The 712-nt window shown below is 50.6% G+C and carries 1 protein-coding gene; it reads left to right on the top strand.

Going from position 1 to position 712, the window contains the following annotated elements; all coding sequences use genetic code 11:
• Positions 1-179: 179 nt before the first annotated feature.
• Positions 180-533 (top strand): DUF4870 domain-containing protein, encoded by a 354-nt coding sequence (locus AUR66_RS23295; protein ID WP_082682210.1) that lies wholly within the window; start codon positions 180-182, stop codon positions 531-533.
• The last annotated feature ends 179 nt before the right edge of the window (positions 534-712 follow it).

Here is a 712-nt window from a genome sequence, read left to right as displayed (position 1 = left end):
TGCTGAATAGAGTGCGCGAATCGGTCACTCGTAAGTCGTCAACTGTAACGAAAACGAATCGGTAGAGTGGTGTCTTGTATCTAACACAGCGCCGAACATTCATATAGTATCGACTATCCCTCCGACGGGCGAGTCGCGGTCAAAGGGCTTTAATTCAGTATCCGCTTATTTCACACAGAATGGGGCCCACTCAGGCTAATTCCGGCAAACGCCGAACGATTGTAGGAGTGATTGTCCACAGCTTAGCCCTGTTATTCGGTATCTTTGGGGCTGGCCCAGTCTACCTACTGTCGAATAGTGACTTCTCCAAATCGAATGCCAAGAATGCCCTGAATTGGCAACTATTTTATATACTCAGTGTCGTCGTGCTGTTCGCCGTGGCATTCTTAATTGATGTCAATATCGTTGGGTTCGTCGCGCTCTCTCTCATTTTCGTGATTACCGCACTCGACCTGGGGTTCTGCCTCTATGCGACTTATAAGGCACTACGTGGGACGGCGTGGGACTATCCGCTTGCGCCCTCGTTTGTCTGACTCGGTCCGGTTTTCACAACGACGGACCCACGCTCTACCTTTACCGGTCAGTCCGTCCTTTTGGTAACAGAACGATGGGTGGCTGACTGCTGAATACAGCCTCTATCTGTGTCACAACGCTTCTGATGGTGTTCGGTGAGGTTTCCGAGTCCATGCTGAACTCAAGACGCAAGTGAGTC

The organism is Haloferax profundi, assembly GCF_001469865.1.
GTDB classification, from domain to species: domain Archaea; phylum Halobacteriota; class Halobacteria; order Halobacteriales; family Haloferacaceae; genus Haloferax; species Haloferax profundi.
This window is presented reverse-complemented; position numbering and strand designations above follow the sequence as displayed.